Raw genomic sequence first — 26286 nt, forward strand, 5'->3', positions numbered from 1 at the left:
ATGAGTCACGACCGCTCCGCATTCGGTGCCTTCCTGCGGGCCCGCCGGGACAGGCTCACGCCCGCCCAGGCCGGCATCGACGCGTTTCCCGGTCCCCGGCGTGTGCCCGGTCTGCGCCGGGAGGAACTGGCCATGCTGGCGGGCCTGAGCACCGACCACTACAGCCGGCTGGAACAGGGCCGGCAGCCGACGGTCTCGGAGTCCGTGCTCGCCGCGCTGACACGGGCTCTGCGGCTGAACGAGGTCGAAGCCGCGCATCTCCGTGACCTCGCGGCTCCGGCGACCCGGACCCGCCGACCGGCACCGGAGGTGCAACGCCCCGATCCGGGACTGCTGCGCCTGGCCGCGACCCTGGACCACGTACCGGTGCTGCTGCTCGGCCAGCGCGCCGAGGTGCTCGCGCGCAACGCGCTGCTGCAGGCGGTTCTCGGACGTGCTCTGCCGCCGGGCTCGTCCTTCATGAACTACCTGTTCCGCGATCCCCTGGCCCGGGAGCGCATCGTCAACTGGGCCGAGTTCGGCGCCCGGTCGGTCGCCGCGATGCGTATGGAGGCCGGCAGGCGGCCAGGCGACCAGCGGCTCATCGCCGCCGTGCAGGACCTGCGGCGTACCGACCCGGACATCGCCCGCTGGTGGGACGACCACACCGTACGTGACTACGCTTCGGTGCCCAAACGCATCGCCCATCCCGAGGCCGGGCTCCTCGACTTCGACATCGAGATCGTCACCGCACCCCACGCACCCGATCAGCACCTCGTGGTGTACACCGTCGAACCCGACTCGTCCACGGCCCGGATGCTGCCCATCCTGGCCAGCTGGGCCACCTTGGCGAGCGCGCCGACCGAACCACAGGACTGAAAACCGAGCGATCTCGGACATGGGCGACATCGGCGCCTCCGCCGCACCACGAGAGGCACACCGCGCCTTCTGCCGCAAGGCATCAAGCGGTGCCAGAACCCGGCTCCCACGACGGACGTGAGGCTGCGGCCCGGAGTGGTCCGTTCCCGCTGGGACAGAATGGTTCGCTCATGAACCACGACCTGGTCGTGGACGTTGAACGTTGACACTGCGTCCGCCGGGGGAGTGGAGGCGCGCGGTCGGCGCCCTGTGAGCTGCCTCACCCACCGCTGTCCGTCCGCCCTCCGAACTGCCTGGCCAGCACCGCTCTCACGGACTCGACGACTGCGCGTTGGCCGGATACGTCAATGATCTGTCATTGCAGCCAGTCCCAGGGTCGATACAGGCTGTGACCGTGTTTGAGCGACGTGTTGTGGTGGTGGTGTACGCGGGCGCCATGGCGCTGGACATCACCGGACCCATTGAAGTGTTCGATACCGCCAACCGGTTCCTTGCCCCGGCGGGAGCCCCCTACCGGATCGACTTCGTCTCCGCCGACGCACCACTGGTGCGCATGAGTTCCGGGATGCTGCTGGAGGCCGCGCAGCTGGAGGTGGGGGAGGGCCCGATCGACACGCTCCTCGTGCCGGGCGGATGGAGCCTCAGCAGCGCGCTTGAGGACAGGGCGCTGGTCTCCTGGATCCGTCAGGCGGCGGCCCGGTCCCGCAGGGTCGCCTCCGTATGCGGCGGATCCTTCCTGCTCGCCGAAGCCGGCCTTCTCGACGGCAGACGCGCGACCACGCACTGGGCCTACAGCGAGGCGCTGGCCCGCCGCTATCCGGATGTGAGGGTGGACGCCGAGCCGATCTTCGTGTGGGACGGCCCGTTCGTGACCTCCGCCGGGGTGTCGACGGGGATCGACATGGCACTGGCTCTGGTGGAGGCCGATCACGGTGCGGCGCTCGCGCTGCAGACGGCACGGTTCCTGGTGCTGTTCCTCAAGCGGCACGGAGGACAGGCGCAGTTCAGCACGGTCCTCGACGCCCAGTTGGCCGACCATCCGCCGATCCGGGCCGCGCAGGAGTGGATTCTCGAGAACCTGCACAACCCTTTACCCGTCGCCGAGATCGCCCGGCGAGCCAACATGAGCCTGCGCAACTTCTCCCGTGTCTTCCGACGCGAGACGGGCACGACCCCCGGCCAGTACATCGAGCGCACCCGTATCGCCCGCGCCCGCGAACTGCTGGAAACCACCGACCTGGCGATCGGCCAGATAGCGCGCCGCTGCGGATTCGGCGCCCCCGAGACCTTCTTCCGCTCCTTCGGGCGGACCCTCGGACTCACCCCGAAGGAATACCGGCACCGCTTTCAGCCCATCTCGCCATCCGGCTTCATCGACCCGCACCACGAGACGAACAGGAGCGCCGTATGACCACAACGGCCGGGGACTTACCCGAGGACGCAACGGTACGGCTGGTCGACTACCTGGCCGGGGAACTCGCCCGGGCCGGCGCCACTCACGTGTTCGGGGTCGGTGGCGCGAACATCGAGGACCTGTACGACGCCGTTCACCGCGCCGACGACATCCGTGGCGTCGTCGCCAAACACGAGTTCTCCGCCGTCACGATGGCGGATGGATGCGCCCGTACCTCCAGGCGCCTCGGAGTCGTTGCGGCCACTTCGGGCGGCGGCGCCATGAACCTCCTGCCTGGCCTGGCCGAGGCGTACGCCTCCCGGGTTCCCGTGCTGGCCCTGGTGGGCCAGCCGCCGACCGACCAGGAGGGCCACGGGGCGTTCCAGGACACCAGCGGCAAGGCGGGCTCCTTCGACGCCCGGGAGGTCTTCGCACCGGTCTCCCGGTTCTGCGCGCGGGTCGATGACGCGGCCTCGATCACGGAAGTGCTGCCCCGGGCGGTAGCGGCGGCGCAAGCCGATCCACGAGGGCCGGTGGTCCTGCTGCTGCCCAAGGACGTGCAGCAGGCACGGATCCAGGTGCCCGGCCGCGGCACGGCACGGGCGCCGGAAGCGGCGCCGGTGCCGACGGCCTCGGTGACGCGGTTCGACCCCGACGCCGTCACAGCGGTGGCGGACATCCTCGGCCGGGCCGACCGCGTCCTCGTCATCGCCGGTGACGACGTCGCCGCCACCGACACACGTGCGGAAGTGGCCGAACTGGCCCGGAGCCTGGGGGCGTGGGTGGCGGTGACCCCGGACGCCAAGGACGTCTTCGACAACAGCGATCCCCGATTCGCGGGCGTAGCCGGGGTGATGGGCCATGCGAACGTCGAAGACTGTCTGCGGCGGGCCGACGTGTGCCTGCTGGTCGGCACCCGGCTGCCGTCCCTGGCACGCGGGGGCCTGGAACAGGCCCTGACCGCGGCCGACGTCGTCAGTCTCGGCCCCGAACCGCCGTTCGTGCCGGGCGCCGCACTGATCGGGCATCTGCCGGACGCGCTGCGCGCGGTGACCGGCCGGCTCCCCCCGCGGCCACGTGCCTGCCCGCCGCACGCCGGGCCGCTCCCCACAGCCGTGCCGGGCCCGGATGCTCCGGCCCGGGGCCGAACCATTCCCTATCCCGAAGCAGTTGCCGCGGTGCAGGCGGCCCTTCCCCATGATGCGCACGTCTTCGTGGACGCCGGCAACGCCGGGGCCAGCGCGGTCCACCTCCTCCCGGCACCGCGCCACGGCCGCTTCGTGGTGGCGGTCGGTATGGGAGGCATGGGCTACACCTTCGGTGCCGCGATCGGCGCCGCACTCGCCACCGGCCGACGCACCTACGTACTCGCCGGGGACGGGGCCTTCTTCATGCACGGGATGGAGGTGCACACGGCAGTGGAGTACGCCGCACCCGTGACCTTCGTCGTCTTCAACAACAACGCCCATGCCATGTGCGCGGTGCGCGAGCGGTTCATCCAGGGCGGCGTCCGCGGCGACGACCTCTTCTCCCGGACCGACCTCGCCGCCGGCGTGGCCGCTGCCTTCCCGTCCCTGGAGGTCACGGGCGCCGGCCACGCCGCGCACCTGCGCCGTGCCCTGCTGCGCAGCAACGAGGGCGACGGCCCGGCGTTCATCGCGCTGGACTGCGACCCAGCGGAGATCCCGCCCTTCCATCCTTTCCGGTCCTTCGTCGAAGCCGCCCCAGGCACCGAAGCCGCCCCAGGCACCGGCCCAGGCACCGAAACCGGCCCAGGTACGGAAGCCGCCCCAGGTACCGAAACCACCGACAGCAAGGAGAGCTCGTATGAGCGAGGCGTCGTCCACATTGGCTGACATCCCCGGCCTGATGCGGATCGAGAACCCCGGCAAGGAGGAGTTGACCGCGCACTGCATGGAGCTCACCCATGCCGTGTACCCCCACCATCAGGTCTACGGGCAGTACTGCACCATCCACGAGTACGTCGACTGCCCCCCGGAGCAGGCGTACGACTATCTGCGCCAGGGCCACCACTTGGAGGAGTGGACCTGCAGCCTGCGGGACTTCGCCCCCGCCGGCGCACCGGGGCTGTGGGCCGGCTTCGACCGGCTCGAGGACGACACCCGGATCTACTGCGAGGTGGTCGCCCATCCCGAAGCCATGACCGTGGACTACCACTGCTCCTGGGACCAGGGCGACAAGCTGTGGATGATCTACCTGATGCGCGTCGTGCCCGCCCGTCTGGTGCTCGACAAGCCGGGATCGGTGATCACCTGGACCAACTGCCGCCACCCCTACTACGACGACAACCCGCACCCCGACAAAAGTCCTCGCCCGGACCGGCCCTGGGTGGGCAACTTCTGGGACCTCTTCTACGCGGGCCACACCGTGGAGATGAACAACCTCAAGGCGATCCTGGAACACCGCCACCGCAACGGCCTGCCCGTCAGCGTGGCTCCGGTGCGGGCGGTGGCGCAGCAGTGACCACGGTCAGCCTCACCGACGTCGCGAGCTATCTGCCCGGCGAGCCGGTCCCCGCGGACTTCTACACCGACTACCCCGGAGCCGAGGACAAGCTGCGCAGCCACCCCATGTTCAAGGTCCCCCCGTTACGGCACCACGTGGCGGCGGACGAGACCAACGCCGACATGGTCGAGCGCGCCGTGCAGCCCCTGATCGAACGGCACGGCGCGGACGAGATCCGGGGTGTGGACGTGCTGCTGGTGCACAGCCAGCTGCCGGACCTGCCGTTCGTGGGCGCGGGCACCGAGGTGGCACGCCGCCTGGGCATGAACCCGGAGTGGCTCGTCGACGTGGCCAACGCGGGCTGCGCGTCCTTCGTGTCCATGTTGAAGCTGGCGCGGCAGATCCTCACCACCACCGACGCGAAGACCGCTCTGGTCTGCAACGCGCAGAGCGCCGCGGGCCAGTGGTTCACACAGTCCGAGGTGCGCAGGCTCGCCCAGGCCGCGATCCCCGGTGACGGCTGCGGTGTGGGATGGGTGACGACATCGGCCGACAGCCCGGTGCTGGACGTGGAGACCCGGCATATCGGTGAGTACGCCGGGGACATGACCGTGGCGGTCGACGACGGCCGCAAGTACTGGGAGCCGGGCAAGTCCCAGCTGCGCATCGGGTTCACCGACGCCGGCGTCGCCAAGGTCCTGGCGCGTGGCAACCGCCTCGTGCCGGAGGTGGTCACCGAGCTGTGCCGGCGGCTCGGCGTGGCGACCACCGACATCGACGTCCTCATCACCAACCAGCCCAACCGCACCTTCCTGCGGAACTGGCGAGAAGCGCTGCGGCTTCCCGCCGAACGGCATCCGAACACCTTCGACGCGTACGGGAATCTGTTCGGAGCGGCGATCCCGGTCACCCTGGACCGTGCGATCCGCTCACAGCAGGTCCAGGACGGCGACCTGGTGGTCCTCGGGGGATTCGCTCATGCCGGCGACTTCGCAGGCGCCGCCGCGGTGCGCTGGCGCGGCGGGCGGGGCTGAAGCATGTACATGCCCGTGCTGCACCGACTGGCCCTGAACGAGAGCCCGTACCCTCCGCTGCCCTCGGTCCGAAGGGCGATGCGGCGTGCCGTCGCGCAGGCCCACCGGTACCCGCAGTTCTACCCCGACGAACTCACCGAGCGGATCGCCGCATGCTGCCGGGTGAGCCCCGACCGCGTCGCCGTCGGCAGCGGGTCGGTGGGCGTGGCCCTGCAGTTGCTGCAGGCTGTCGTCGAGCCGGGCGACACAGTGGCCTACGCCTGGCGCACCTTTGACGCATACCCCCTGCTCGCTGCCATGGTCGGTGCTCACACCGTCCCCGTACCCCTGGCCCAGGACGGAAGCCAGGACCTGGACGCCTTGCTCGCGGCGCTCGACGACCGCACCCGCGTCGTGGTGCTGTGCAGTCCGCACAATCCCACCGGGACCCTGGTCACCCCCGACGCGCTGGCGGGGTTCCTGCGCCGGGTTCCCCGCCACATCACCGTGCTTCTCGACGAGGCGTACGTGGAGTTCGCCCGTGACGCCGACCTGCCGGACACCCCCGCCCTCCTTGATCATCACCCCAACCTGCTGGTCCTGCGCACCTTCTCCAAGGCCTACGGCCTGGCCGCTCTGCGGGTCGGCTACGGACTCGGGGCCCCCGATCTGGTGGCACGCGTCCGCCGGCACCAACTGCCCTTCGGGATCAACGCGGTAGCGGCGGCGGCAGTGAAGGCGTCGCTGCAGGCCGCCGGCGAACTGCGCCGGCGTGTGGACAGCATCGTCGCCGAGCGCGACAGGCTCCACCACCGACTCCACCAGCGTGGCTGGCACATACGTCCGGGCCACGCCAACTCCGTCTGGTTCGCCGCCCCCGATCCGGTCGACCAAGCCGCGGCGGCACTCACCGCCGCCCGTGTCCAGGCTCGCCACTACCCCGGTGAGGGACTGCGGCTGACTGTCGGCAGCCGGGAGGCCAACGACGCCGTGCTCGCCGCGTTGGCAGGAGTGAGCCGACGGGCGGCGTCGGAAGAGCGTGCGCCGAGGGCGCGACAGGACGCAGCGGTCGGCGCGCACCACCGACGGCTGCTGAGAGGTGGGAGCCAGCAGATGTCCTGACGTGCGGCGTGCGCCTCTGATGCAGTCGATCGTCGGTTCGGCCGACGCAGGCACCGTGCGTCGAGACGCGCACACTCATCCCCGGAACACGACACGGAAACCGAACCCCACGCGGCCCACCCCTCTTCTGGGGCGGTGGAGTGCGGGCGCCGGCGCGGGGCCGGACACGCAAGTCTCCGGCCCCGCTGTCGCCACCGCCTGCGCCGGCGCGGTGGTCGTCCTCAACCGCTGTGTTCCCTGCGGCCGTCGGTGTCCTCCCCGGTCGGGAGTGCCGGCTCCGTGGCGAGGCGGGTCCACTCCTCGTCCGTGAAGACCCGGGAGCGGATCAGGAAGCGCACCCCCTCCGGTGTCTCGAGGGAGAAGCCGCTGCCCCGGCCCGGGACCACGTCGACGGTGAGGTGGGTGTGCTGCCAGTACGCGAACTGGTCGGCACTCATCCAGAACGGTGTGTCACCGGCGACGCGGCCGAGCAGGACGTCCGCGGCGCCGACCCGGAACTCGCCGCGCGGATAGCACATGGGCGCGCTGCCGTCGCAGCAGCCGCCGGACTGGTGGAACATCACCGGCCCGTGCGTTCCGGCGAGCCGCCGCACCAGGTCCTCGGCGGCCGGGGACAGCTCGACGCGCCTGGTGCGGGCGTCCATCAGAAGAACCCGAGCTTCTGGCCGGAGTAGCTGACCAGCAGGTTCTTGGTCTGCTGGTAGTGGTCCAGCATCATCTTGTGCGTCTCGCGGCCGATGCCGGACTTCTTGTAGCCGCCGAAGGCCGCGTGCGCCGGGTAGGCGTGGTAGCAGTTCGTCCAGACACGGCCCGCCTTGATCTCGCGGCCCATGCGGTAGGCGGTGTTGCCGTCCCGGGTCCACACACCGGCGCCGAGGCCGTAGAGCGTGTCGTTGGCGATCTTCAGGGCCTCGTCGACCGAGTCGTAGGTGGTGACGGAGACGACGGGGCCGAAGATCTCCTCCTGGAAGATCCGCATGTCGTTGGTGCCGCGGAAGATGGTCGGCTCGATGTAGTAGCCGCCGTCCAGGCCGGCCACGGCGCGGGGGCTGCCGCCGGTCAGGAGTTCGGCGCCCTCCTTCTTGCCGATGTCGATGTAGGAGAGGATCTTCTCGTACTGGTCGTTGCTGGCCTGGGCGCCGATCATGGTGGCCGGGTCCAGCGGGTCGCCGCTGACGATCGCCCGGGTGCGCTCCACACAGCGGGCCATGAACTCGTCGTAGATCGAGGAGTGGATCAGGGCGCGCGACGGGCAGGTGCACACCTCGCCCTGGTTGAGCGCGAACATCACGAAGCCCTCGACGGCCTTGTCCAGGAAGTCGTCGTCGGCGGCCGTGACGTCGGGCAGGAAGATGTTGGGGCTCTTGCCGCCCAGCTCCAGCGTGACGGGGATGATGTTCTCGCTGGCGTACTGCATGATCAGGCGCCCCGTGGTGGTCTCGCCGGTGAACGCCACCTTGGCCACGCGCGAGCTGGAGGCGAGCGGCTTGCCCGCCTCGACACCGAAGCCGTTGACGACGTTGAGGACGCCCGGCGGGAGCAGGTCGGCGATCAGCTCGATCACCAGCAGCAGGCTGACCGGGGTCTGCTCGGCGGGCTTGATGACCACGCAGTTGCCGGCGGCGAGCGCGGGCGCCAGCTTCCAGGTCGCCATCAGGATGGGGAAGTTCCACGGGATGATCTGGCCGACCACGCCCAGCGGCTCGTGGAAGTGGTAGGCGACGGTGTCGGCGTCGATCTCGGCGATGCTGCCTTCCTGGGCGCGGACCACGCCGGCGAAGTAGCGGAAGTGGTCGATGGCCAGGGGGATGTCGGCGGCCAGCGTCTCGCGCACCGGCTTGCCGTTCTCCCAGGTCTCCGCGACGGCGATCTTCTCGAGGTTCTCCTCGAGCCGGTCGGCGATCTTGTTGAGGATGTTCGCGCGCTCCGTCGTGGAGGTGCGGCTCCAGCGCGGGGCGGCCGCGTGGGCGGCGTCCAGGGCGAGTTCGACGTCGGCTGCGGAGGAGCGGGCGACCTCGCAGAACGCCTTGCCGGTCACGGGAGTCGTGTTCTCGAAGTACTGGCCCTTCACGGGCGCGACCCAGTCGCCGCCGATGAAGTTGTCGTATCGCGGGGCGAAGTTGACGATGCTGCCGTCTGTTCCCGGCTGCGCGTACACCATGGCGGCTCTCCTCGGGGGGATGGCGAGTGCGGTCCGACGGCCCACGCCGTCGTGCTGCCGTGCACTGTGGACTCCCGAGGTTGGCGGGAGGTTGGCGCCTCCCCTCGTGTCCGGACGTCAGTCGCGCAGGGCCGTGGTCAGGCGGCCGGCCGCGACGGCGCGGCGGGTGTCGCGCGGGTCGAGCAGGCGCAGGGCGTGCTCGTGCACCTCCACGTCGTACGCGGCCCGCTCGCCGTAGCGCAGCGCGTGCTCGGGACGGGCACTGGCCAGCACCGCCTCGCGCACGGCCACTTCGAGATGGGTGCGCCACTCCTCGATGCCGGGCGCCTCGGACCGGGGCAGCAGCGGGCCCCGGTACAGGCGCAGGGCGGTGTCCGTGTCGCCGTTCTCCAGCGCGCGCAGGACGTCGACGGCGTCGCAGGTCACGCGGGTGGTGAGTGCGTAGCGGCGGGTGGCGACGCCGCCGTCGAGGGCGCGCCGCAGATGGGAGATCTCCGCCTTGAAGGTGGAGGCGGTGACCGGCCGGTCGCCGTAGACGGCCTCGCGCAGGCGTTCGGGGGTGTAGCCGTCCGGCTCCAGCGCGAGGAGCGTCAGGATCTCCACCTGCCGTGGCCGCAGGGGCAGTGGGGTGCCTTGGCGTACGACCTGCTCGGTGCCGAGACAGGTGAGGCGCACGGGGTCCGTGGTGTCACGAAGACGCAGTTGCGGTTCGGTGCGCAGCCGCGCCTCGAGGGTGGCGGCCAGGGTGCGCACGGTGGACATGGCCAGAGGGTTGGAGCGGTCCCAGGTGGTGGACATGTCCAGCACGCCCAGGACGCGGCCGTCGGTGCCGTGGACGGGGGCGCAGTAGCAGACCCAGTCGTGCAGGGCCGTCACGAGGTGCTCGGCCGAGAAGACGGAGCTGGGACGGCCCGTGCGCAGCGCCAGGGACAGGGCGTTGGTACCCATGGCCTGCTCGTCCCAGCGGCCGCCCGGAGCGAAGTTGACGCGCTCGGCCCGCCGTCGCATCGTGCGCCCGCCGCACGTCCACAGGATCGTGCCGGACTCGTCGGTCAGGGCCGTGACGAACCCGGCGTCCTCGGCGATGCTGTTCAGCTCGTCGGCGAGGTCGTCGACCGGCCGCCGCAGCGGCGAGTCGCTCCAGCGGTGGTGCACCGCGCCCCCCTCGGTCACCGGGGCGCTGCCCCGGCGCGGGTCCACGCTGCTCAGTGAGCGCACCCAGGACTCGGTCACGGCGTCGGGCAGTGCCTCGCCGCCGCCCGGGCTGGAGCCGGCAGACCCCATCTGCGGCACCAGGCGGGACCATGCGTTCTCCAGCGCGGCTCGGCGCCGCCGGAGGTCACTGCGCTGTGACATGTGCTTTTCCCCTGCCGTCGAACGGGGACAACCGATTATTGTCCGCAATGACCGCTCCGGTGCACCTGTCCGGCCGGTCCGCGGTACCTGCCCGATCGGGCAGGTACCGCGGACGACACATGCACTTAACGTGGTCCTGGGTCCGCCGACAGTTATCGGACAACCCGGCGGTAAAATCAAGGTCGCGTCTGCGTTGCGGACTTTCCGCCCTTTGGAGGTCGCATGTCGGTGATGTCCCGAGCCAAGCCGGCGGGCGGTAACGATCCGAGTGCCGACTGGAGCCGGGACGAGTGCCAGTGCGAGCTGCTGGGACCGCAGCGCACGAGCACGGACGCCGTACGGCGCTCCGCCCGCCTCGCCAAGTTCCATGTGCCGGAGATCGTGTTCGGGCCCGGTTCCCTCGCCGAACTCGGGCACTGCGCGGCGCGCCTCGGCGGCCGGCGCCCCTTCCTGGTCACCGACCCCGGGTTGCTGGAGGCCGGCTGGGTGGACGAGGCGGTGGCCCACCTGCGCAGAGCGGGGCTGCGGCCCGTCGTGTGGAGCGACGTGACGCCCAACCCCAAGGATCACGAGATCCAGGCCGGCTTCGAACGGTACGCGGCCAGCGGCTGCGACGTGATCGTGGGCGTCGGCGGCGGTTCCGTCATCGATGCGGCCAAGGGCGTGGCGATCCTGTCCGGCAACGGCGGTCACATCCTGGACTACGAGGGCGTGGACGAGGTCGTGCAGCCCATCCCGCCGACCGTGATGGTTCCCTCCACCTCGGGCACGGGAGCGGACGTCTCCCAGTTCGCCGTGATCACCGACACCACCGAGCACATCAAGATCACCATTGTGAGCCGCACCCTGGTCCCCGAGATCTCCGTGATCGACCCGCGGCTGCTGACCACGATGCCGAGCTGGCTGAACGCCGCGACCGGCCTGGACGCGCTGACGCACGCCATCGAGGCGTTCGTCTCCCGCGCCCACAATCCGCTCACCGACGGCCACGCCCTGCACGCGGTCGAGCTGATCACCCAGAACCTGCTGCGGACCCAGGTCGACCCCAGGGACTTCGGGGCCCGCCTCGCCATGGCGCAGGCCGCGCTGGAGGCCGGCATGGCGTTCACCAACGCCATTCTCGGCGCCACGCACGCCATGAGCCACCAGGTCGGCGGCCTGCTCGACGCCCCGCACGGCGTGGTCAACGGCGTGCTGCTGCCGCACGTCATCCGGTTCAACGCCGAGACGTGGCCGGACCGCTTCGTCGCCCTGGGCGCCGCGGCCGGTCTGCCCGTCGACGGTGTGCCGCCGCACGAGGCGGCCGAACAGCTCGCGGACCTGGTGCGCGCGCTGGCGGACGACGTCGGGGTGCCCAAGGGGCTGGCGAGCCTCGGGGTCGCCGAGCGCGACGTGCCGACCCTGGCCCGTACGACGCTCAAGGACGCCTGTATGGCCACCAACCCCAGAGACGTCGAGGTGCGGGACGTGGAGACACTGTTCCGCGCGGCACTGTGAGGCGATCCAGGTGAGCGACCCCGAACGGTCCCCCCGGACCGCCGACCTGGGCGTCCTCACCGGGCTGCGGTCCGGCAAGCGGTCGTTCTACCCGGCGTACGTGCGCTCCACCGAGCGTCTTGAGCGGACGGTGGAGGCACTCGACGGCATCTCCCGCGCCCTGGTGCGCACGGCGGAGGGCCCGCGTGCCCTGGTCGAGACCGTCGTACGGACCGCCGCCGAGCATCTGCGGGCCCGCTGGCTGCTGCTGGCCGTCGCCGACGGTGCGCTGCGGGCCGCCCGGCCCCGCTTCCTGCTGTACGCGGACGACGTGCTCATCGACGACGAGACGCGGATACCCGCCGAGGTGCGGGCGCACCTGGAGGTGCTGCGTACCCGTCCCTGGGAGGCCCAGGAGCCCGACCGGGGCCGGGGCTGGGTGCGGGCGCCGATGACCCTGGACGACGAACCGGTCGGCGGCATCGCCGCCGAGCCCGGCGCGGGCGTCGAGGTCGCCGACACCGACCTGGCCATCCTGCGGGTCCTCGCCAACCAGGCGGCGGTCGCGCTGCACCACACCTTCCTCTTCCACGCGGCGACCACTCTGCGCGGACGCGCCGAGGAACTGTCCGAGGCGGCGCAGCGCCAGGCCCGCGACCTGGCCGCGCGCAGCGCCGAACTGGCCGAGACGCAGGCACGGCTGCTCGACGCGATGCAGCGGCAGGCGCTCGACGACGAGCGGCGCCGTATCGCGCGCGAACTGCACGACAACGTCTCGCAGTACGTGCTCAGCGCGGGCATGACCGTCGAGGTGTGCCGGGCCGACCTCGCCGCCCTCGGCGGGCAGGCCGCGGAGATCGCCGGCCGGCTGGCCGACGCCAAGGACCTCAACCGGCAGGCCGTGGAGCAGCTGCGGGCCGCGATCTACGCGCTCCACCACACCTCACAGGAACCGGCCGGCCCGCTCCCGGTGATGCTGCAGCGGCTGTCCACGGTGCACCTGACCACGGAACTCGACGTACGGGTGCAGGTGGCGGGCGTTCCGGTGCCGCTGCCGCCCGAGGCCGAGCAGTCGATCCTGCGGATGACCGGCGAAGCGCTGTTCAACTGCGCCACGCACGGCAAGGCGGACCGGGCGCTGGTCCGGCTGCGCTATCTGCCGGAGGCGGTCGTGCTGACCGTCTCCGACGACGGCGGCGGCGACCCGGCGCAGCTGCGCCGGGCCCTCAGGCTGTCCCGCGCCACCGATCTCGCCGGCCGCCACCGCGGGCTGGCGAACATGGCCGCCCGGGCGGAGGATCTCGGCGGCCGACTGTCCATCCGCCGGTCGCGCATGGGAGGCGTGCTGCTGCGCGCGGACCTCCCGCTGCCGGTGAAGCGCGCACGAGAGGCCGGCCGATGACGACTGAACAGCGGGCTCAGGCGCCCACCGAGGCCCTGCGGATCGTGCTGATCGACGACCACGCGATCGTCCGGCACGGGCTGCGGTCGATCCTGGAACGCGAGAGCGACCTGGAGGTGGTCGGCGAGGCGAGCACCGCCGCCGAGGCCGCCGCCGTCGTCGAGCGGACGAGTCCGTCGATCGTGCTGCTCGATCTGAAGCTGTCCACGGCGGCCGACACCGAGGGCCTGGAGCTGTGCGCGACGCTGACGCGGAGCCATCCGGAGCTGGCGGTGCTGGTACTCACCACCTTCCTCGACGACTCACTGGTGGTGGAGGCGATCCAGCACGGTGCGCGCGGTTATGTCGTCAAGGATGTGGACACCACCGAACTGCTGCGCTCCATCCGCGCGGTGGCCCGCAACGAGAGCGCCTTCGACTCGCACGCGGCCGCCGCGATGGTCCGCTCGATGCGGGTGCAGCCGGAGAAGCCGACCTTCACCGAACGGGAGCTGAAAGTGCTCCAGTTGCTCGCCCGGGGCCTGAGCAACCGGGAGATCGGCGGCGAGTTGTACATCTCCGAGACCACGGTGAAGTTCCACGTCCGCAACATCATGCGCAAGATGGACGCGAGCAGCCGGGCCGAAGTCGTCTACGGCGCCAGCAAGCTGGGCGTGATCTGACGTGAGGGAGCCGGACCGCCGACGGCCGGCCCGGCTCCCTCACTCATGTCATCCGCCCACGGCGGGGCGGCCCAGCGGCAGCCCGCGTCCTCCGGTGGCCAGCGAGGTCACGTGCACGAAGAGGTAGAACCCGACCGCGACGAAGGCGAACACGGCGTACCCGCCCAGGGTGCGCACCCCGCCTGACCCGTCCAGCGTCGCCCACAGCACCAGTGCGAGCGCCACGTCGATCAGTGTGAACAGGACGGTGAAGGCGGCCGGCAACCGCAGCGTGCTCACCGTCAGCAGCACGATGGTGACCAGCCAGGAGATCAGGAACGCCCCCTGGGTGCGGGTGGCCGCCGCGGCCGTGATGCCGAACCAGCCGTGGATGAGCCCGAGGACCAGCACCGCGTAGCTGAGCCAGAATCCGGTGAAGACACCGAAGACCGCCGCGACGGCGCTCTGCCCGAGTGCGGCCGCCCAGACCGCGGCGATGAACTGGCCGAGCGCCGTGGCCGCCAGGATGATCGCGATCGGCGCTCCGGCGGCCTCGGCCGGGAGATAGCCGACCAGGCTGAGACCGAGGGCGATCGAGCCCACGACGAAAGTGGGCACGCCGATCAGCGCCGGATCCCCGTCCAGCGGGCCGGGCGCGGCCTGGGGCCGGGGTTTCACCTGTGCGGCGGCGGGTGCTGCCGCGTCCGTTTCCGAGAGGGACATGAACGCTCCTTCGCGTTGTGCTTCTTCTTCGGGGCGGCGCAGTTCGGGGGTTCGGCACAGTGCGCGGGCCGGGGCTCAGCCGGGTTCGAGGACCAGCCAGCCGCCGTGGAAGTCGGCGACCGAGAACGGGCGGCCCGTGCGGTCGCCCAGGGCCTTGAGCCCGGCCGGCGTGAAGCAGCGCACGTGGCCGTAGGCGGCGGTCGGCTCGTCCTCGTACGGGACGGCCACCACCACCCGCCGCCGTGCCAGCCGCAGCGCTTCCCGTACGACGGTGTCGCCGTGGCGGGGTTCGAGATGCTCCAGTACGTGGATCACCGTGACGGTGTCCACCGCCCGGTCGGGCAGCGGCACCCTGGAGGCGTCGCAGACAAGTGCGTCGAGGGCGAGGCCCCGCGCACGGGACACGGTCCGCAGCAGCCGCATGGTGCCCCGTGAGAGGTCGGAGGCGATCACCGTGCGCCGCTCCCGCCCGGCGAGCAGCAGCGGCAGGAAGCCGAAGCAGGAGCCGACGTCCAGCACGGTGCCCGGGCCGACCAGGTCCAGGGCGCGCCGGTAGACGGGCGCGAACCCGGCGATGGAGGAGTGCCCGGCCGGTGCGGGAGCCTGCCAGTGCATCCGGATCCGGGCCAGGGTGTTGTCGTAGAACGTGGTCCAGGCGGGCAGCGGACCGTCCACGCACGAGCGCACCACGCCGGTGAAGACCCGCTCGAAGACGTCGCTGCCGGACAGCCAGCCCGGCGCGAACAGCTCGTCGGCGAGCAGCCCGGCCAGGTCGTTGTCGAGCCGATCGGGGCGCAGCGTGTGCCGCAGTTCGACGCGGCGGCCGCGGCGGCGCAGGGTGAAGTGCTCGGTGCGCACGATCGGCCGGGGGCTCGCGCCCTGCGTGGCGGGGCCGTCGCGGACCACCCGGACCAGGTGGTCCGCGTACAGGCCGGGTGCGCCCGGCGCCAGCGGGTCGATGCGGCGCGCGGCGATCGCGCCGCGCACGCTCGGGACACTCACGACGGCTCCCCCCGAAGGTCGGTGTTCATCGGCCGGCGGTCTCCTCTGCCATCCGCACAGCCGTCCGTTGCAGGCCGGCGAGATCGGCGACCACCTGCACCCGGTCGCAGTACTCGGCGTAAAGAGGCAGGTCGCAGGCGCCCAGGCGCCAGGAATAACGCGGTTCCGGCGTCAGCCAGATGGTCCGGCGGACCCGGCGGGTGATCTCCGTGAACGCCTCGGTGCGCGGCGGATTGCCGTTGCCGCGGCCGTCGCCCAGCACCAGGAGCGTGGTGCGACGGCCCAGCGCCTGCGGGTGTTCGGTCAGCAGCGTCTCGAAGGTCCGGCCGTAGTCGGAGGTCGCGTCGACGTCCAGCAGGCCACCGGCCGGCAGCCCGTCGAAGACCAGCCCCAGCGCCCGCTCCAGCGGATGCTCGGTGAACAGCTCGGTGATCTCGGTGGGTTCGTCGACGAAGGCATACGACCGCACCTGCCCGAACAGCGACTGGAGCCCGTGCACCAGGTGCAGGGTGAAGCGGGCCGTGGCCCGCACCGACAGTGAGACGTCGGCGAGGACCACCAGACGGGGCCGGTCCTCGGCGCGGGTGACGGTGACGGGCCGGAAGGGCACGCCGTCGTAGCGCATGTTGCGGCGCATCGTACGGCCGGGATGCACCCGCCCCGCCGGGGTGGCGCGCCTGCGGCTGGTCAGCGCGCCGTGCACGGACCGGCCGATCCGGCGCAGCGCCTCCTCCAGCTGGCCCCGCTCGTCCTCGTCGACCGCTTCGAGACGGGCCCGCTGGGCGAGCTGGGCCGACTCGACGGCCACCGACCGCAGTTCGGCCAGCCGGTCCAGATGCCGCCTCAGCAACTCCGGAAGATCCTCGATGACGCCGGCCAACTGCCGCCGCAGTGCACTGAGTTCCGGTTCGTCGGGACCGTCGTGCTGGCCGTCGAGCCAGCCGGGCAGGGCGCCCTGCTGAGCGACGGTCAGGGTCGTGTCGAGGCACTGCCCGGTCGCCGGCGCGAGCCGTCCGGGGACCCCGGCGCCGTGCAGCCGTTCGGTCTCCAGCTGCACGGACGGGCTTTCCTCGCCCGGGCCGGCCGTACCGTCCTTGGACAGGACGATCTCGTCGGTCATCGAGGCCAGGTCGATCTTGTTGGCCTCCTGGTGCAGGTTGTACTGCTGCGCCAGGTCCTGCTGGTCGAAGAAGTCGCGGATGTCGGACGGCTTGCCGTGGCTGTGTCCCTGCTGCGGCGTTTCGGACGGCTCGTCGGAGACGGTGAACGACTCCAGTTCGCCGGTGTCGGTCAGGTCGTCGTGCGCGTGGCTGTGGCCGTGGTCGCCGTCGGCGCCGCCCACCGGGCGCAGCGCGAAGAACGCGGTGAACAGCTCGTCGAACAGCGCGTGGTCGCGCCGGTCCTTCACGAGCGTCATGCGCAGGGCCTCGCGCAGCGTCTCGCGCTCGGCGAGCACGCCGGGCTGGGCCGCGCCCCGCATGGCGTCCATGGCCTCCGAGACGGAGACGCGCAGGCCGAACAGCCGCAGTACGCGGACGAATCGGTGCACGCCGGCTTCCATGCCCGCCTCCCCGGTCAGTCGGTACGGCGCCGCGCGACGGCGGCGAAGGAGCGGGCGCCCTGTCCGGCGCCGGGGGCGGTGCGGTGGGCCGGCCCGGCGCCCGGGGCGCCGTAGTAGCCCTCGTCGTGCCGGCCCTGGCGGTCCATGGCGGCCCGTACATGGCGTCCGTCGGTCTCCTCGTCCGGCTGTCCGTGCCCGTGCGGATGGTGGTGATGGTGGCCGTGGTGGTGATGGTGGCCGGGCTCCGGCAGCGCGCGGTTGGGGTCGGCCAGGCGCGGCAGCACCTCCAGCGCACGGTGCAGGTCCCGTTCGTACTTGAGGACCACGTTGGCGGTGTCGGCCAGGACGTCCGGGCCGAGTTCGTCGACGCCCAGCACCGCGAGGGTGCGGGCCCAGTCGATCGTCTCGGAGATGCTCGGGCTCTTGCGCAGCGGCAGCTCGCGCAGGCCCCGCACCACGTCCACCAGATGACGCGCCGCCGCCGCGGGCAGCCCCGTGTCCTTGGCCCGAACGATCTCCAGCTCCCGCCCGGCGTCCGGGTAGTCGAGGAACAGGTGCAGACAGCGGCGCTTCAACGCGGCGGACAGGTCGCGGGTGTTGTTGGAGGTGAGGACGACGTACGGCGGGATCTCGGCGCGGTATGTGCCGATCTCCGGCACCGAGACCTGGTATTCGGCCAGGCACTCCAGGAGCACCGCCTCCAGTGCCTCGTCCGCCCGGTCGACCTCGTCGATCAGCAGGACCGCCGGCTGCTCGCCGCGCACCGCGTCCAGCAGCGGGCGGGGCGCGAGGAAGCGGTCGGAGAAGAAGACGCTGTCCTGCTCCTCGATTCGCAGGACGGCCGAGGCCAGGTCGGGGGCGTCTGCGGTGAGGTCGCCGATCTTGTCCCGGAGCATCTGGGTGTACAGCAGCTGCTTGCCGTAGTCCCACTCGTACAGGGCGCGGCTCTCGTCCTGGCCCTCGTAGCACTGGAGCCGCAGCAGCCGGCGTCCGGTCGCGGCTGCCAGAGCCTTGGCCAGCTCGGTCTTGCCGACACCGGCCGGGCCCTCGAGGAGCAGCGGCTTGTCGAGCCTGGTCTGCAGGAAGACGGTGGTGGCGAGGCGGCGGTCGGCGATGTAGCCGTGGGCGGCGAACCGCTCGGCGACGTCGTCCACCGAGCCGAACGCGGGGTGGTCGGGCGCGGGGCTGTCGGGTGTGGCGGGCACGTTTCCTCCGTCGGTGGGGCGGGAGCGGGAGGCGACGTTCCGGTGCTGCCCCCCGCTCCCGGGTGCGAGGCGCTCAGCCGAGCAGGTCGTCCAGGTCGCCGGTCATGCAGTGCTCCACGACGGGGCGGACGGTCTCGAACGTGCACTCCTTGGCGTTGCCCGGGGTGCAGGCGTCACCGAGGACGTGGTGGGTGATGCGGTCGACGTCACCGGCGTCGCCCTTGATCTCCTTCGCCTGCTGGTAGAACTGCGTCGGGCCCTGGCCCAGACGGTTCTTGGAGTAGGTGTCCTGCTGGACGTCGGTGAACTTCTCCGGGATGCCGACGTCGCGCAGCAGCCTGATGCCGGCGGCGAGCGCGGCCTCGGCGGCCCGCACCTTGGTCATGCCGTGGGTGTCCACGCCCATCGCCTGGGCGATGTCCGCGAACCGCTCGTAGTGCGCGGGCATGTTGAACGCCCAGACGCGGGGCAGCGCGATGGCGTTGTTGAGGCCGTGATGGGTGTCGTAGAACGCGCTGACCGCGTGCGAGATGGAGTGGATGATGCCCAGGCCGCCGGAGTTGAACGCCTGCGCGGCGATGTACTGCGCGTACATCATGCCCTCGCGTCCGGCCAGGTCCTGGCCGTTCCACACCGCCTCCCGCAGGTGACGGGCCGTCAGCTTGATGGCGTGCAGCGCGTTGCCCAGTGAGGGCGGGAAGTTGAGCCGGGAGACGTACGGCTCGGAGGCGTGCGCGAGCACGTCGAACCCGCACTGCGCGGTGTAGTCGAGCGGGCAGTCGTAGTAGAGGGTGGGGTCGTCGATGGCGAGGGTGGCCACCGACGCGTCGTCGAAGGCGACGTACTTGTGCGGGTTGTCGGGGTCGGTCGTGGTGTCGGTGATGACGTACGCCCACGACGTCTCGGAACCGGTGCCGGCAGTGGTGGACACCGCGATGTGCGGCGGGTTCCTGGGGTTCTCGGACTTGTTGAAGCCCTCGAAGTCGTTGACGTTGCGGCCGTCGTGGGCGACGGAGATACGGGCGCCCTTGCACGCGTCGTGCGAGGAGCCGCCGCCGATCGACACGAACGAGTCGCACTTGTTCTCCTGGTACAGCGCCACGGCGTCCATGACGTTGTAGTCCTTGGGGTTCGACTCGACCTTGTCGTACACCACGACCTCCAGGCCGTGGTACTTCATCGATTCGGCGATCTTGTGCACCGTGTCGCTGCCGCGCAGGCCGGTGGTCATCACCAGCGTGCGCCTAAAGCCCAGCTTCTTCGCCTCCGGACCGATCAGCTCATGGGCGCCCGGGCCCATCAGCGCCCGGGGGAAGGGGTGGAACTCCTTGATCGGGAACGGCTTGAGAAGTTCTTCGACCTGCATGATCGCGACATTCCTCTCCGCGCGGGTGGACCGCGCGTCCTGCGTCGATTGCTCCGTTGCCTGCGGCGCAGCTGTCCGGGGGAGCACGGACGTGCCGGACTTCGTGGCGTGACTCACCTTCCGGGAAGGGAGGCGCGGCGCGACACCGGCCGCCCGGGCAGCAGCTGGGCGCGGACGCAGGGGATGTGACCTGACCGATCGGACGGGGGGCCGGGCGGCGGCCGGCCCCGGCGGAGCACACCTGTCCGACCGGAGGGGGCGAGGGCGGCCGGAAGCAGGGCGAGCGGCGTGGCGGTCCCGCCGTAGCGTCGACAACGGCCCGGTCACCGCGGAACGGGACCGGCCGCCCCCAACCCCCTTACCGATCAGGAGATCTGCCATGGACGAGGACCGGACAAGGGCCGAGCAGGACACCATCGAAGCCGCCGGCGAGATCGTCGAGGAGGTCCTCGTCGAAGAGGTCTCCATCGACGGCATGTGCGGCGTCTACTGAGCCCCGCCATGACCTCCCAGACCTTCGACGCGGCCCGCCCGTACCGGCTGAACCCCTCCGTCGCGCTGCGCCCCGAGCCGTTCGGGGCGCTCGCCTACCACTTCGGCAACCGTCGGCTGTCCTTCCTGAAGGCACCGGAACTCGTCGAACTGGTCCGGGGCCTGGACCGGCACGCAAGCGCCGGGAACGCCCTCGCCGGCGTGCCCGACGCCCGGCGGGGCGCGTTCCTGAGTGCGCTGGCCTCCCTCGCCGCAGCCGACATGATCATTCCTCGGAGCAGTGGAACCGGAGCGCAAGGATGACCACCCTTCACGACCCGCCCGCGGAGCGGGTGCCCGCCCTCGTCGAGCAGTTCAAGGGCGGCCTGCACGCTCCCATCTGCCTCACCTGGGAGTGGACGTACGCCTGCAACCTCTCCTGTGCGCACTGCCTGTCCTCGTCCGGCCGGCGCGACCCGCGGGAGCTGTCCACGGACGAGATCAAGTCCGTGATCGACGAACTCCGGCGCATGCAGGTCTTCTACGTCAACGTCGGCGGCGGCGAACCCACCGTCCGCCCCGACTTCTGGGAACTGCTCGACCACGCGATCGCCCACCAGGTCGGCGTGAAGTTCTCCACCAACGGCCTGCGCCTGACCCCCGACCGGGCCCGGCGGCTGGCCGCGACCGACTACGTCGACATCCAGATCTCCCTGGACGGCGCCACCCGCGAGGTCAACGACGCGGTGCGCGGCCCGGGTTCGTACGACATGGCGATCCGCGCCATGGAGAACCTCGCCGACGCGGGCTTTTGCGACTTCAAGATCTCGGTGGTGATGACCCGGCAGAACGTCTGCCAGCTCGACGACTTCGCCGCGATCGCCGACCGCTACGGCGCCCAGTTGCGCATCACCCGGCTGCGGCCCTCCGGCCGCGGCGCGGACGTCTGGGACGACCTGCACCCCACCGCCGAGCAGCAGTACGACATCTACAACTGGCTGGTCGGACACGGCGAACGGGTGCTCACCGGGGACTCGTTCTTCCACCTCAACGCACTCGGCTCGGAACCCATCCCGGGCCTGAACCTGTGCGGCGCGGGACGGGTGGTGTGCCTGATCGACCCGGTCGGAGACGTGTACGCCTGCCCGTTCGCCATCCACGACGCCTTCAAGGCGGGCAATGTCCGCTCGCCGGGCGGCTTCGACCGCGTGTGGCGGGAGTCGGAGCTCTTCGCCGAGCTGCGCCGTCCCTCCACCGGAGGCGCCTGCTCGGGCTGCTCCGCCTACGACAGCTGCCAGGGCGGCTGCATGGCGGCGAAGTTCTTCACCGGTCTGCCGCTGGACGGACCCGACCCCGAGTGCGTCAAGGGCCACGGCGCCGCCGCGCTCTCGGCGGTGGCCCGCGACACGCTGCCGCCGCAGGGCAACGACCACTCGCACCGGAAGGTGCCACTCGGCATGCCCGCGGTACGGACCGCCCGCCCGGACCGCCCGTGCGACGAGAGCCCGCTCGCCGGGCTGCCCGCGGACCGGGCCGGGTGAGCACACCCGCACGACGACGAACAAGTGATCGGCAGAAGGAGATGGATGATGAGCGGGTGGTTCGAGACGGTCGCCGAGGCCCAGCGAAGGGCCGGCAAGCGGCTGCCGAAGTCGGTCTACAGCGCACTGCTCGCCGGTTCCGAGAAGGGTGCCTCCTACGACGACAACACCAGGGCCTTCGCGGAGCTGGGCTTCGCGCCCCACGTGGCCGGGCTGTCGGCAAAGCGCGACCAGGCGACCACGGTCCTGGGGGAACAGATCTCGCTGCCGGTGATCATCTCGCCGACCGGTGTGCAGGCCGTGCACCCCGACGGGGAGGTGGCCGTCGCCCGCGCCGCCGCGGCCCGCGGCACGGCGATGGGCCTCAGCTCCTTCGCGAGCAAGCCGCTGACGGACGTCCTGGCCGCCAATCCGCAGACGTTCTTCCAGATGTACTGGATGGGCTCCAAGGACGCGATGCTGCGTCGCATCCAGTACGCCTGCGAGGCCGGCGCCAAGGGACTCATCGTCACGCTCGACTGGTCCTTCTCGCACGGGCGCGACTGGGGCAGCCCGAAGATCCCCGAACGGCTGGACCTCAAGGCCATGACACGGTTCGCGCCCGAGGCGCTCAGCCGGCCGCGCTGGCTGCTGGACTTCGTCAAGTCCCGCAGCCTGCCCGATCTGTCGGCCCCCAACCTCACCGAACCGGGCGGACAGGCGCCGACGTTCTTCGGGGCGTACGGCGAGTGGATGCAGACCCCGCCGCCGTCCTGGGAGGACGTGCGCTGGCTGCGCGCGCAGTGGGACGGGCCGTTCCTGCTCAAGGGTGTCAGCCGGGTGGACGACGCGCTGCGGGCCGTCGACGCGGGCGTCACCGCGATCTCCGTGTCCAACCACGGCGGCAACAACCTCGACAGCACCCCGGCCCCGATCCGCGCCCTGCCGGCCGTCGCGGACGCGGTGGGCGACCAGATCGAGGTCCTGCTGGACAGCGGGATCCGCCGGGGCAGCGACGTCGTCAAGGCGCTCGCGCTCGGCGCGCGGGCCGTGATGATCGGCCGCGCCTACCTGTGGGGCCTGGCCGCGGGCGGGCAGAGCGGCGTGGAGAACGTCCTGGACATCCTGCGCGGCGGCATCGACTCCGCCCTGCTGGGCCTCGGCCGCTCCTCCGTCCACGAGCTGACCCGCGACGACGTGCTGATCCCGCCGGGCTTCACCCGCACCCTGGGCGCGGTCTGAGATGCGGGCCGAACCGGCGGCCGCCGGGACGTGGGGGAGACCGGCGGCCGAACCGGCAGCGGCCGAGGCGTCCGTGACGGCGTCGGCCGGGTCCGCACCGGCCGGATCGGGGACGCCGTCGGCCGAACCGGCAGGAGCCGGATCGGCGCAGCCGCAGGCCGACGCGTCCGGGCCGTCGACCCGCCTCGCCCACCACGCCTGGCCGGACCTCGACGACCGCGTCCCGCTGGTGCTGCTGCCCCTCGGCTCCATCGAGCAGCACGGCCCGCATCTCCCGCTGGACACCGACACCGCCGTGGCCTCGGCGGTCGCCGGGCGCGCCGCGGCCCGGCTGTGCGGCGAGGTGGACGTGCTGGTCGCGCCCGCACAGTCGTACGGGGCCAGCGGCGAGCACGAGGGGTTCCCCGGCACGGTGTCCGTCGGACACGACGCGCTGCGCCTGCTCGTCATGGAGATCGGCCGCTCGATGCTGCGCTGGGCAGGCCGCCTGCTCGTGGTGAACGGCCACGGCGGCAATCTGGTGAGCCTGGCCGGCGCGGTGACCGCACTGCGCGGGGAGAGCCGCGACGCCGCCTGGTGGCCGTGTCTGCCGTCCGGCTCCGACGCCCACGCGGGCCGTACCGAGACCTCGATGATGCTCCGGCTGCGGCGCTCCGCCGTCCACACGGACCGGGCCGTCGCCGGACCCACCGACCCCGTCCATCTGCTGTTGGACCGGCTGGTCGCCGAATCGGTCCGCGGCGTCAGCCCGTTCGGCGTCCTGGGCGACCCGGCCGGGGCCCGCGCGAGCGAGGGCGAACAGCTCTTGGAGCGTATGGCGGACCGCCTCGCCACCGACATCCGGGCCTGGCAGGTCTCCGGGCGCGGCCGACTCGGCACGGCCGAACGGCATCCCGCGGCCGGGGGAGCGATGCGATGAGCGGCCCAAGGGTCGCCGTGGTCACCGGCGCTGCCCGGGGCATCGGCGCGGCGACCGTCCGCAGGCTCGCCCGCACCGGCTGGGCGGTCATCGCCGTGGACCGCTGCGCCGACGACCCCGACGTACCGTATCCACTGGCCGGATCCGCCCAATTGGACGCTCTGGCAGAGGAGTTCGAGCTCGTCCGCACACTGCGGGCTGATGTGCGCGACGAGGCCGCCCTGCACGCCGCCGTCGAGAGGGCCCAGCGCGACTTCGGCGGTCTCGACGCCGCCGTGGCCGCGGCGGCCGTCCTGCTCGGCGGCGGGCCGGTGTGGGAACAGACCGACGCACAGTGGCGGACGCTGCTCGACGTGGACGTCATGGGCGTGGCCCACCTCGCCCGCGCCGCCGTACCCGCCCTGCTGCGCCGGCCGCGACCGCGCACCGGCCGGTTCGTCGCCCTCGCCTCGGCCGCCGCGCACCGCGGACTGTGGGGGCTCGGCGCCTACTGCGCCGCCAAGCACGCCGTGGCCGGCCTGGTCCGCGGCCTCGCCTGCGACCTGCGGGACACCGGGGTGAACGCGGTCGCCGTGTCGCCCGGCTCGACCCGTACCGACATGCTCCGGGCCACGGCCGATCTCTACGACCTGCCGGAAGTCGACAAGCTCGCCGAACAGCAGCTGACCGGGCGGCCGTTGGAGCCGGAGGAGGTGGCCGCCGTGGTCGCCTGGGCCTGCTCGGCCGACTCCTTCGCCGTCACCGGCTCCGTACTCCACGCGGACGGAGGCTTCACCGCATGACACTCCTACGGCACCCCGAACGTTGCCCGGCGTCCGCGCCGGACGGCCGGCTCACCGCCCCCGCGCAGGTCACCCTGCCCGATGGCTTCGCAGTCGAACTCGCCGCCGGCACCCACCGATCGCGGGACGGCCGGCTCATGGTCGGCGGCTCTCCGCCGCGGCTGATCCGACTCACGGACGCCGCCGTCCACCGGCTCGGCGACGGCCGGTTCACCGTGACGGACGCCGCCGGCGCCGTGCTCGCCCGGCGGCTCCTGGACGCCGGCATCGTGCACCCGCGTCTCGCCCCTGCGGCGGTGGCCGACACCACCGTCGTGATCCCCGTGCGCGACCGCGCCGACCGGCTCGACCTCCTGCTGAGCGCGCTGCGCGCCGACGCCGCGACCTCGGGACTGCCGAAGCTGGTGGTGGACGACGGCTCCCGGGACCCTGCCGCCCTGGCCGCGGTGGCCCGGCGCCATGGCGCCCAGCTGCTGACGCACCCGTACAACAGGGGCCCGGCGGCGGCCCGCAACACGGGTCTGCGCCGGGCCCGCACCTCCTACGTGGCGTTCTGCGACTCCGACGTGGTGCCCGAACCCGGCTGGCTCGCCACGCTGCTGGCGCAGTTCGCCGACCCCGCCCTGGCCCTCGCCGCACCACGCGTGACCGCCCTGCCGGTGTCCGCCCCCGGACGCCTGGACCGCTACGAGGAGAACAACTCGCCCCTGGACATGGGAGCCTCGGAAGGGCCGGTCGTCCCCCTCTCCGCCCTTTCCTACGTGCCCAGCGCGACCATCGTGGTCCGCCGCGAGGCCGTCGGCGCCGGCTTCGACGAGGCCATGCGGGTCGGTGAGGACGTCGACCTGTGCATGCGTCTGCACGAGGCGGGCTGGCGGGTGCGCTACGTCCCGTCCGCCCGCGTCGGCCACCGCCACCGCACCGACCTGTGCAGCTGGCTCGCCCAGCGGGCCCAATACGGCACCGGAGCCGCCGACCTGGCCCTGCGCCACCCCGGCCAGGTGCCGCCGCTCTACGTCGCCCCCTGGTCGTTGGCCGCCTGCGCGCTGCTGCTGCGCGGCAGGCCGGTCCCGGCCGCGCTGGCCGCGGGTCTGACGGCGGCGACCGCCGTGCGCGTGGCCCGCAGGATGCCCGACGCCGACCATCCCGCCCGGGCGGGCGCTCTGCTCTCGCTCGCCGCCCTGCGCGGCACCGGCGAGCAGCTCCTGCGCTGTGCCACCCGCCACCACTGGCCGGTCGCGGTCGCCGCGGCCGCCGTCAGCCGCCGCGCCCGGTACGCACTGATCGCCGCTGCCGTCGCCGAGGGCCTGGTGGACCACCGCGGCTCCGGCACCTCCCTGTCCGCGCCCACGCACGCCGCACTGCGCCGCCTGGACGACCTGGCCTACGGCTTCGGCGTCTGGCACGGCGCCGTGCGCCGCAGGACCGCGGCACCGCTGCGGCCACGCCTCGCGCTGCGGATGGTGAGCCGCTGGACGTCGGCGCGGCCGTAGCCGAACGCCGCGGTGCGCGCGCCGTCCGGCGCGACCGCCAACCTCCCACCAACCCTCTCCGGCCACCATGAGCCGACCCCCCGCCGCAGGCCCGCGGCGCCCGCCCCCCGGCAC

The 26286-nt window shown here is 72.1% G+C and carries 24 protein-coding genes; 16 read left to right on the plus strand and 8 right to left on the minus strand.

Features of this window, described 5'->3' with window-relative positions; genetic code table 11:
- The 6 genes from ACJ9NR_RS38550 to ACJ9NR_RS38575 all read left to right on the plus strand — a co-directional run bounded on the left by ACJ9NR_RS38550 (position 1) and on the right by ACJ9NR_RS38575 (position 6852).
- Positions 1 to 858 carry a helix-turn-helix transcriptional regulator gene (locus ACJ9NR_RS38550; protein ID WP_412494551.1) on the plus strand — a complete coding sequence of 286 codons (858 nt, stop codon included), beginning with the start codon at positions 1 to 3 and terminating at the stop codon, positions 856 to 858.
- Between the two features lie 394 nt (positions 859 to 1252).
- Positions 1253 to 2269 (plus strand): GlxA family transcriptional regulator, encoded by a 1017-nt coding sequence (locus ACJ9NR_RS38555; RefSeq protein WP_412494550.1) that lies wholly within the window; start codon positions 1253 to 1255, stop codon positions 2267 to 2269.
- Positions 2266 to 4107, plus strand: coding sequence for a thiamine pyrophosphate-binding protein (locus tag ACJ9NR_RS38560; RefSeq protein WP_412494549.1), 1842 nt, complete (start codon positions 2266 to 2268; stop codon positions 4105 to 4107). The genes ACJ9NR_RS38555 and ACJ9NR_RS38560 overlap by 4 nt, the downstream gene beginning before the upstream one ends.
- Positions 4079 to 4735: an SRPBCC family protein gene (locus tag ACJ9NR_RS38565; protein ID WP_412494548.1), complete on the plus strand. Its 657-nt coding sequence runs from the start codon at positions 4079 to 4081 to the stop codon at positions 4733 to 4735. Before ACJ9NR_RS38560 ends, ACJ9NR_RS38565 begins: the two co-directional genes overlap by 29 nt.
- Positions 4732 to 5751 (plus strand): 3-oxoacyl-ACP synthase III family protein, encoded by a 1020-nt coding sequence (locus ACJ9NR_RS38570; protein WP_412494547.1) that lies wholly within the window; start codon positions 4732 to 4734, stop codon positions 5749 to 5751. Before ACJ9NR_RS38565 ends, ACJ9NR_RS38570 begins: the two co-directional genes overlap by 4 nt.
- A 3-nt stretch (positions 5752 to 5754) precedes the next feature.
- Entirely contained in the window at positions 5755 to 6852 is a 1098-nt protein-coding gene (locus ACJ9NR_RS38575; RefSeq protein ID WP_412512781.1) for a histidinol-phosphate transaminase, read from the plus strand.
- Positions 6853 to 7073: 221 nt separating this feature from the next.
- Here ACJ9NR_RS38575 and ACJ9NR_RS38580 read toward each other — a convergent pair whose 3' ends face one another.
- From ACJ9NR_RS38580 to ACJ9NR_RS38590, 3 genes are all read right to left on the minus strand, one after another.
- Positions 7074 to 7496 carry a DUF779 domain-containing protein gene (locus tag ACJ9NR_RS38580; RefSeq protein WP_412494545.1) on the minus strand — a complete coding sequence of 141 codons (423 nt, stop codon included), beginning with the start codon at positions 7494 to 7496 and terminating at the stop codon, positions 7074 to 7076.
- Positions 7496 to 9013, minus strand: coding sequence for an aldehyde dehydrogenase (gene adh / locus ACJ9NR_RS38585; RefSeq protein WP_412494544.1), 1518 nt, complete (start codon positions 9011 to 9013; stop codon positions 7496 to 7498). Before adh ends, ACJ9NR_RS38580 begins: the two co-directional genes overlap by 1 nt.
- A 117-nt stretch (positions 9014 to 9130) precedes the next feature.
- Positions 9131 to 10369: a transcriptional regulator gene (locus ACJ9NR_RS38590; protein ID WP_412494543.1), complete on the minus strand. Its 1239-nt coding sequence runs from the start codon at positions 10367 to 10369 to the stop codon at positions 9131 to 9133.
- Positions 10370 to 10600: 231 nt separating this feature from the next.
- Between ACJ9NR_RS38590 and ACJ9NR_RS38595 the strand changes: the two genes are divergently transcribed.
- The 3 genes from ACJ9NR_RS38595 to ACJ9NR_RS38605 are packed head-to-tail and all read left to right on the plus strand — an operon-like array spanning position 10601 to position 13909.
- Positions 10601 to 11866, plus strand: coding sequence for an iron-containing alcohol dehydrogenase (locus ACJ9NR_RS38595; protein WP_412494542.1), 1266 nt, complete (start codon positions 10601 to 10603; stop codon positions 11864 to 11866).
- Positions 11867 to 11876: 10 nt separating this feature from the next.
- Positions 11877 to 13247 (plus strand): MadS family sensor histidine kinase, encoded by a 1371-nt coding sequence (locus tag ACJ9NR_RS38600; protein WP_412494541.1) that lies wholly within the window; start codon positions 11877 to 11879, stop codon positions 13245 to 13247.
- Positions 13244 to 13909 carry a MadR family response regulator transcription factor gene (locus ACJ9NR_RS38605; RefSeq protein ID WP_412494540.1) on the plus strand — a complete coding sequence of 222 codons (666 nt, stop codon included), beginning with the start codon at positions 13244 to 13246 and terminating at the stop codon, positions 13907 to 13909. Before ACJ9NR_RS38600 ends, ACJ9NR_RS38605 begins: the two co-directional genes overlap by 4 nt.
- Before the next feature lie 48 nt (positions 13910 to 13957).
- Here ACJ9NR_RS38605 and ACJ9NR_RS38610 read toward each other — a convergent pair whose 3' ends face one another.
- The 5 genes from ACJ9NR_RS38610 to mdo form a co-directional block, all read right to left on the minus strand.
- Entirely contained in the window at positions 13958 to 14611 is a 654-nt protein-coding gene (locus ACJ9NR_RS38610; protein ID WP_412494539.1) for a GPR1/FUN34/YaaH family transporter, read from the minus strand.
- A gap of 75 nt (positions 14612 to 14686) precedes the next feature.
- Positions 14687 to 15613 carry a mycofactocin oligosaccharide methyltransferase MftM gene (gene mftM / locus ACJ9NR_RS38615; RefSeq protein WP_412494538.1) on the minus strand — a complete coding sequence of 309 codons (927 nt, stop codon included), beginning with the start codon at positions 15611 to 15613 and terminating at the stop codon, positions 14687 to 14689.
- A 25-nt stretch (positions 15614 to 15638) separates the two neighbouring features.
- On the minus strand, positions 15639 to 17174 hold the full coding sequence (locus ACJ9NR_RS38620) for a VWA domain-containing protein (RefSeq protein WP_412494537.1): 1536 nt from the start codon (positions 17172 to 17174) through the stop codon (positions 15639 to 15641).
- Positions 17175 to 17188: 14 nt separating this feature from the next.
- The gene (locus tag ACJ9NR_RS38625) at positions 17189 to 18379 is read right to left on the minus strand and encodes an AAA family ATPase (RefSeq protein ID WP_412494536.1); all 1191 of its coding nucleotides are present in this window, start codon (positions 18377 to 18379) and stop codon (positions 17189 to 17191) included.
- Positions 18380 to 18452: 73 nt separating this feature from the next.
- Positions 18453 to 19745 carry an NDMA-dependent methanol dehydrogenase gene (gene mdo / locus ACJ9NR_RS38630; protein ID WP_412494535.1) on the minus strand — a complete coding sequence of 431 codons (1293 nt, stop codon included), beginning with the start codon at positions 19743 to 19745 and terminating at the stop codon, positions 18453 to 18455.
- A 379-nt stretch (positions 19746 to 20124) separates the two neighbouring features.
- Between mdo and mftA the strand changes: the two genes are divergently transcribed.
- From mftA to mftF, 7 genes are all read left to right on the plus strand, one after another.
- A complete protein-coding gene (gene mftA, locus ACJ9NR_RS38635) occupies positions 20125 to 20238 on the plus strand; it encodes a mycofactocin precursor MftA (RefSeq protein ID WP_412494534.1) in 114 nt (37 codons plus the stop codon).
- Between the two features lie 8 nt (positions 20239 to 20246).
- Complete coding sequence (gene mftB / locus ACJ9NR_RS38640; RefSeq protein WP_412494533.1) at positions 20247 to 20540, plus strand: mycofactocin biosynthesis chaperone MftB; 294 nt, start codon at positions 20247 to 20249, stop codon at positions 20538 to 20540.
- Positions 20537 to 21757 (plus strand): mycofactocin radical SAM maturase, encoded by a 1221-nt coding sequence (gene mftC, locus ACJ9NR_RS38645; RefSeq protein ID WP_412494532.1) that lies wholly within the window; start codon positions 20537 to 20539, stop codon positions 21755 to 21757. Before mftB ends, mftC begins: the two co-directional genes overlap by 4 nt.
- A 48-nt stretch (positions 21758 to 21805) precedes the next feature.
- The gene (gene mftD, locus ACJ9NR_RS38650; protein ID WP_412494531.1) at positions 21806 to 22978 is read left to right on the plus strand and encodes a pre-mycofactocin synthase MftD; all 1173 of its coding nucleotides are present in this window, start codon (positions 21806 to 21808) and stop codon (positions 22976 to 22978) included.
- Positions 22979 to 23051: 73 nt separating this feature from the next.
- Positions 23052 to 23897, plus strand: coding sequence for a mycofactocin biosynthesis peptidyl-dipeptidase MftE (gene mftE / locus ACJ9NR_RS38655; RefSeq protein WP_412512782.1), 846 nt, complete (start codon positions 23052 to 23054; stop codon positions 23895 to 23897).
- Positions 23894 to 24679, plus strand: coding sequence for a mycofactocin-coupled SDR family oxidoreductase (locus ACJ9NR_RS38660; RefSeq protein ID WP_412494529.1), 786 nt, complete (start codon positions 23894 to 23896; stop codon positions 24677 to 24679). Before mftE ends, ACJ9NR_RS38660 begins: the two co-directional genes overlap by 4 nt.
- Positions 24676 to 26172, plus strand: coding sequence for a mycofactocin biosynthesis glycosyltransferase MftF (mftF, locus tag ACJ9NR_RS38665; protein ID WP_412494528.1), 1497 nt, complete (start codon positions 24676 to 24678; stop codon positions 26170 to 26172). The genes ACJ9NR_RS38660 and mftF overlap by 4 nt, the downstream gene beginning before the upstream one ends.
- Positions 26173 to 26286: the final 114 nt, after the last annotated feature.

Origin of the sequence: Streptomyces sediminimaris, from assembly GCF_047049295.1 — a bacterium.
GTDB classification, from domain to species: Bacteria; Actinomycetota; Actinomycetes; order Streptomycetales; family Streptomycetaceae; genus Streptomyces; species Streptomyces sediminimaris.

Excerpts from the sequence above, each read along its gene's own strand:
- ACJ9NR_RS38560 (WP_412494549.1), top strand. The coding sequence starts at position 2,266 with ATGACCACAACGGCCGGGGACTTACCCGAGGACGCAACGGTACGGCTG.
- ACJ9NR_RS38565 (WP_412494548.1), top strand. The coding sequence starts at position 4,079 with ATGAGCGAGGCGTCGTCCACATTGGCTGACATCCCCGGCCTGATGCGG.
- ACJ9NR_RS38610 (WP_412494539.1), bottom strand. The coding sequence starts at position 14,611 with ATGTCCCTCTCGGAAACGGACGCGGCAGCACCCGCCGCCGCACAGGTG.
- ACJ9NR_RS38550 (WP_412494551.1), top strand. The coding sequence starts at position 1 with ATGAGTCACGACCGCTCCGCATTCGGTGCCTTCCTGCGGGCCCGCCGG.
- ACJ9NR_RS38660 (WP_412494529.1), top strand. The coding sequence starts at position 23,894 with ATGAGCGGCCCAAGGGTCGCCGTGGTCACCGGCGCTGCCCGGGGCATC.
- ACJ9NR_RS38580 (WP_412494545.1), bottom strand. The coding sequence starts at position 7,496 with ATGGACGCCCGCACCAGGCGCGTCGAGCTGTCCCCGGCCGCCGAGGAC.
- ACJ9NR_RS38620 (WP_412494537.1), bottom strand. The coding sequence starts at position 17,174 with ATGGAAGCCGGCGTGCACCGATTCGTCCGCGTACTGCGGCTGTTCGGC.
- mftA (WP_412494534.1), top strand. The coding sequence starts at position 20,125 with ATGGACGAGGACCGGACAAGGGCCGAGCAGGACACCATCGAAGCCGCC.
- mdo (WP_412494535.1), bottom strand. The coding sequence starts at position 19,745 with ATGCAGGTCGAAGAACTTCTCAAGCCGTTCCCGATCAAGGAGTTCCAC.
- ACJ9NR_RS38605 (WP_412494540.1), top strand. The coding sequence starts at position 13,244 with ATGACGACTGAACAGCGGGCTCAGGCGCCCACCGAGGCCCTGCGGATC.
- ACJ9NR_RS38590 (WP_412494543.1), bottom strand. The coding sequence starts at position 10,369 with ATGTCACAGCGCAGTGACCTCCGGCGGCGCCGAGCCGCGCTGGAGAAC.
- adh (WP_412494544.1), bottom strand. The coding sequence starts at position 9,013 with ATGGTGTACGCGCAGCCGGGAACAGACGGCAGCATCGTCAACTTCGCC.
- ACJ9NR_RS38575 (WP_412512781.1), top strand. The coding sequence starts at position 5,755 with ATGTACATGCCCGTGCTGCACCGACTGGCCCTGAACGAGAGCCCGTAC.
- ACJ9NR_RS38595 (WP_412494542.1), top strand. The coding sequence starts at position 10,601 with ATGTCCCGAGCCAAGCCGGCGGGCGGTAACGATCCGAGTGCCGACTGG.
- mftC (WP_412494532.1), top strand. The coding sequence starts at position 20,537 with ATGACCACCCTTCACGACCCGCCCGCGGAGCGGGTGCCCGCCCTCGTC.
- mftD (WP_412494531.1), top strand. The coding sequence starts at position 21,806 with ATGAGCGGGTGGTTCGAGACGGTCGCCGAGGCCCAGCGAAGGGCCGGC.
- mftB (WP_412494533.1), top strand. The coding sequence starts at position 20,247 with ATGACCTCCCAGACCTTCGACGCGGCCCGCCCGTACCGGCTGAACCCC.
- mftF (WP_412494528.1), top strand. The coding sequence starts at position 24,676 with ATGACACTCCTACGGCACCCCGAACGTTGCCCGGCGTCCGCGCCGGAC.